The sequence below is a fragment of the Pseudomonas sp. genome (assembly GCF_049590575.1).
Lineage (GTDB): Bacteria > Pseudomonadota > Gammaproteobacteria > Pseudomonadales > Pseudomonadaceae > Aquipseudomonas.
The window spans coordinates 1-5,154 of record NZ_JBAWDE010000354.1 but is presented as its reverse complement, the minus strand read 5'-3'; the positions used below and the strand labels follow the sequence as shown (position 1 = coordinate 5,154).

Below are 5,154 nucleotides of genomic sequence, written 5' to 3'. Positions count from 1 at the left end.
GGGAGCGGGCTTGCTCGCGAAGGCGGGGTGCCAGCCAACTTATCTGGCGACTGACACACTGCATTCGCGAGCAAGCCCGCTCCCACTTTAGAGAGTTGTTATCCGGGAGGCTTGGGGATGTGCTTTAAACCCGGAACTGATCCATCAACCCCTGCTGTTGATTCGCCAGGCTATTCAACGCCTGGCTCACCCGTGCCGATTCATTGGCCTGCTCCGACAGCGACTCGGTCACGTCCCGAATCGTCGCCACGTTATTGTTGATCTCTTCGGCCACCGCGCTTTGCTCTTCCGCGGCGCTGGCGATTTGCAGGTTCATGTCGCTGATCACCGTGACCGCCTCGCCGATCTGGCGCAGGGCAGTAACCGCTTCGCCGACTTGCTCGACGCTGCCCTGGGCCTGACGATAGCTGTTGCCCATGGAGCCGACCACTTCCTCGGTGCCGCTCTGCAACTGCTCGATCACCAGGCGGGTTTCCTCCACCGATTCCTGAGTGCGCCGTGCCAGGTTGCGCACTTCATCGGCGACCACGGCAAATCCACGACCGGCCTCACCGGCGCGGGCGGCTTCAATCGCCGCGTTGAGTGCCAGCAAGTTGGTCTGCTCGGCAATGCCGCGAATCACTTCCAGCACTGAACCGATCTTCTCGCTGTTGGCCGACAGGCCTTCGACCTGGGCCATGGCGGTGCTCATGTCCGCCGCCAAATGCCCGATGTTGGTAGTGGTGCGGTCGATCACCTTCAGGCCGTCGCGGGTGGCCTGGTCGGCATCGCGTGCCGCTTGGGCCGCCTGGGCGGCGCTGCGGGCCACGTCCTGGGCGGTGGCGCTCATCTCGTGGGAGGCGGTGGCCACCTGGTCGACCTGGCGGTATTGCTGCTCCATGCCGGCGCTGGTTTCAGTGGCGATTGCGGCGGACTGGTCGGCGGTGCCGCGTGCGTCCTGCACCGAGCGTTTGACCTCGGCAATGATCGGTTGCAGTTTGTCGAGGAAGCGGTTGAACCAGCCGGCCAGTTGGCCCAGTTCATCTTTTTTATCGTAGGCCAGGCGGCGGGTCAGGTCGCCTTCGCCGCTGGCGATGTCTTCGAGCATGTGCGCCACGCCGAGGATCGGCCGGGTCACGCTGCGCGCCATCAGCCACACCAGGATCAGGCCGATCACGGCGGCCAACAGGCCCAGGCTCGACATCAGCAGGGTGCCGCGGGTGTTGTCCGCATCCATCTGGGCTTTCAGGGCTTCGGCGGGGCCAACCAGGACTTTTTCCGGCACGTCCAGCAGCACGCCCCAGGATTTGCCGTCGGGAATCGGCGCGAACGGCGCCAGTACCTTGAGTTGATGGTCGGTGCGCAGGCTGCGGATTTGCGTACTGTTGGCCAGTGCGCTGATCAATTGCGCGCCGTTGGCCGTGTCGACCTGGTCCAGCCGCTGGCTGAGCTTGCTCGCATCCGCGCTGTAGCCGGCGAGCAAGCCGGTCGGGCTGAGGATGCTGACCTGGGTCTGGCCGTCATACAGCTTCTGGCTGGCGCCTTGGCTGATGGCCTGCAAGCTGTTGAGGTTGATGTCCACCGACAGCGAGGCGATGACTTTGCCATTGACCATCAACGGGAAGACGATGCTGGTCATCAGCACGTTTTGCCCGTCGATCTTATAAAAGTAGGGTTCGATCACGCACGGCTTGAGGGTGGTGCGCGGGCAGGTGAACCAGGCATTGGCCTTTTCACCGCTGGGCCCGATGGAGGTGTCGGACATGTCGCTTTCCGGCAGCGGCATCGAGGTCAGCTTGCCGGGTGTCGGCTGCGACCAGTACAGGGCGAAGCGGCCCTTGTCGTTGCTGCCCAGCTCCGCCTGGTTGGCGAACAGCTCGTCCTTGCCATCCAGCGCGTTGGCTTCGAACACCAGGGACAGGCCGAGCAGGTCCGGGTTGGCCTGCAACGCGGCCTTGACCTGGCGGGTCAGGTCTTCACGGGTGTCGAAGGCATCCAGGAAGCGCTTCTCGGCCTGTTCACGCAGGAACAGCACCTGGCGGGAAAAACCATGGCCGTACTGGTAGGCATCCATGAATTGCTGGCGAATGCCCAGGGCCTGCACTTCACCCTGAGCCTCGATACGCGCCTGGGCGGCTTCATCGAGCATTTGCATGCTGGACGTTTTGACCTGTTCCGAGCTCTGCGCCATGCGATACAGCGACAGACCCACCAGCAGGGTCACGATCCCCAGCAGGCACAGGCCGGCGAGCAGGGTGATTTTCCATTGAATGGAGAGCTGCCTAAGCGACATCGAGACATCCTTACCTGAAAACACATAGAGCCCGGTTATCGGCCGATTTCAAAATTTCTTTATTCAAACGATCAATTTAAACCTGAAAGCGGCGCCGTTTTTTGACATGCGGCCGCGCCTGCTGCAAAGTGCGCGCCCTCTAATAAGACCTCCTTCAAGCCTGCACGCTGGCAGCCAACCCCATGGCCGTCGGGGCGCGGGCATGCCTGTTTTGTTTGTTTCTGCTTGAGGTAACCATGATTAACGCAGTCATCGCCGCGGTCGGCACCATGCTGGTGCTCAGCCTGTCCCGCGTGCATGTGGTCATCGCCATCATTGTCGGCGCCCTGGTGGGCGGGCTGACCGGTGGCCTGGGCATCGAGGCCACGCTCAAAGCCTTCAATGGCGGCTTGGGTGGCGGTGCGACCGTGGCGTTGTCCTACGCTTTGCTCGGCGCTTTCGCTGTGGCGATTGCCAAATCCGGCCTGGCCCACGCCTTGGCGGACAAGGCCCTGTTGCTGGTGGATCGCCAGGAAGCCACCGGCGGCAGTCACGTCAAATGGCTGCTGATCGGTTTGCTGTGGGTGGTGGCGATTGCCTCGCAGAATATCCTGCCGATCCACATCGCGTTTATCCCGCTGCTGGTGCCGCCGCTGCTCTACGTGCTGACCAAGTTGCAGCTGGACCGCCGCCTGATTGCCTGCGTGATGACCTTCGGCCTGATCACGCCGTATATGTTTCTGCCGGTCGGTTTCGGCAATATCTTCCTCAACCAGATCCTGCTGGCCAACGTCGCCAAGAGCGGCGTGGACATCAGCCAGGTCAACGTCACCCACGCCATGAGCCTGCCCGCGCTGGGCATGGTGGTCGGCCTGCTGGTGGCGGTCTTCATCAGCTACCGCAAAAAACGCGTGTATGACCTGGAGAAAATCGAACGGGTCGAACAGGTGGCGGTGCAATACAATCCGCTGACCCTGCTGGTGGCCGGCCTGGCGATTGCTTCGGCGTTCATCATTCAGCTGTGGCTGGACTCGATGATCATCGGCGCCCTGGCCGGGTTCCTGATCTTCTCGGTCTCGGGCATTGTGCGCTGGCGCGACACCGACGACCTGTTCACCGAAGGCATGAAGATGATGGCGATGATCGGTTTCATCATGATCGCCTCATCGGGCTTTGCCGAAGTGCTCAAGGCCACGGGGGACGTGCGCTCGCTGGTGGAAACCTCGGCGGCGTTCATCGGACATAGCCGCGGGGTAGGGGCGTTGCTGATGTTGCTGGTGGGCCTGCTGGTGACCATGGGGATCGGTTCGTCGTTTTCCACGGTGCCGATCCTGGCGGCGATTTTTGTGCCGTTGTGTGTGCAGTTGGGGTTCAGCCCGTTGGCGATTGTGTGCATCGTCGGCACCGCCGGGGCCCTGGGCGATGCCGGTTCGCCCGCCTCGGACTCCACCCTCGGCCCGACCTCCGGCCTGAACATCGACGGCCAGCACCACCATATCTGGGACACCGTGGTGCCGACATTCCTGCACTACAACCTCCCGCTGCTGGCATTCGGCTGGCTGGCCGCCATGACCCTCTGACACGCTCCCACCTGTAGGCGCCGGCGCCTACAGATCCGGGTTAAATGGCCGATACCCTCTCAAGTCGCCACTAATAAGAGAGAGAAAAGCCATGCGTCTGAGTTTGAAGGCCAAAGTCCTGTCCCTCGCCGTAGTGCCGGTGTTGCTGTTTGCCGTGATTATCAGCCTGACCACCGTCTGGATCCTCCAGGGCCAGGCGCGTAACGAGGTCGACGAAACCCGCCAGCGCCTGCTCAACGACGCCAAGGCCACCCTGCAAAGTTATGTCGAGGTGGCCATGACCACCATCAAACCGCTGTACGACGCGGCCGCCCCCGGCGACACCGCCGCGCGCGCCCAAGTGGTCAAGTTGCTCTCCAACACCAGCTACGGCAAGGACGGCTACTTCTTCGGCTACGACTCCGAGACCATCCGCCTGTTCAAGGGCAACAGCCCCGACGGCGTCGGCAAAAGTTTCAAGGACAACCGCGACCCCAACGGTGTCTACGTCAACCGCGACCTGGTCAAGGTCGGCAAGGACGGCACCCACTACCTGCAATACAGCTCGACCCAGCCGGGCCAGACCGAACTCGTGCCGAAGATGGGCTACACCGAATACCTGCCCAAGTGGGACATGGTGATCGGCACCTCGGTCAACCTGGATGGCATCGAGGCCCAGGTCGCGGTGGTCGAAGCCAAAGTGAAAACTCGCATGGAAGGTGTGCTGCTGAGCATCCTCGGCGTCGCCGTGGTGGTGCTGTTGGTGATCGCCGCCGTCGGCATGCTGCTGGCCAACACCATCCTGCGCCCGCTGCATTTGATGAAGGCCAACCTTGACGATATCGCGGCAGGCGAGGGCGACCTGACCCGGCGCCTGGCCATCACCAGCCAGGATGAGCTGGGCGACCTGGCCGGCGCGTTCAACCGGTTTGTCGACAAGATCCATGGCCTGGTGCGCCAGATCACCGAGATGACCACGCAACTCACCGGCCTGGTCCGCCAGGTGTCCGACCAGGCCCAGCGTTCCGAGCAGGCCATGGAGCGCCAGCGCCACGAGACCGATCAGGTCGCCACCGCAATCAATCAAATGTCTAGCGCCGCGCAGGAAGTGGCGCGCAGTGCCCAGGGCGCCTCGGTGGCCGCGCAGCAAACCGATGTCGAAGGCCAGGCCGCCAAGCGCGTGGTGGACGGCAGCATCGCGCAGATCCATGCGCTGGTGAACGACATCCGCAGCAGCGGCGTGTCCCTCGACAGCCTGCAGCAGGATGTGTCGTCGATTGTCAGTGTGCTCAGCGTGATTCGTTCCATCGCCGAACAGACCAACCTGCTGGCGCTCAATGCGGC

Annotated in this window: 2 protein-coding genes and 2 pseudogenes; 2 read left to right on the top strand and 2 right to left on the bottom strand. The window is 62.8% G+C overall.

Going from position 1 to position 5,154, the window contains the following annotated elements; all coding sequences use genetic code 11:
- Positions 1–124: 124 nt before the first annotated feature.
- Together WBR57_RS24380 and WBR57_RS24375 are read right to left on the bottom strand one after the other, a co-directional pair.
- Positions 125–637 (bottom strand): annotated as a pseudogene (locus WBR57_RS24380) (methyl-accepting chemotaxis protein); the annotation flags it as partial.
- Positions 638–982: 345 nt separating this feature from the next.
- Positions 983–2,053, bottom strand: a pseudogene (locus tag WBR57_RS24375) (HAMP domain-containing protein); the annotation flags it as partial.
- A 458-nt stretch (positions 2,054–2,511) separates the two neighbouring features.
- Here WBR57_RS24375 and WBR57_RS24370 point away from each other — a divergent pair.
- Positions 2,512–3,831, top strand: coding sequence for a Na+/H+ antiporter family protein (locus WBR57_RS24370; protein ID WP_424087383.1), 1,320 nt, complete (start codon positions 2,512–2,514; stop codon positions 3,829–3,831).
- A 91-nt stretch (positions 3,832–3,922) separates the two neighbouring features.
- A partial coding sequence (locus WBR57_RS24365) for a methyl-accepting chemotaxis protein (RefSeq protein WP_424087381.1) occupies positions 3,923–5,154 on the top strand: 1,232 nt, incomplete at its 3' end.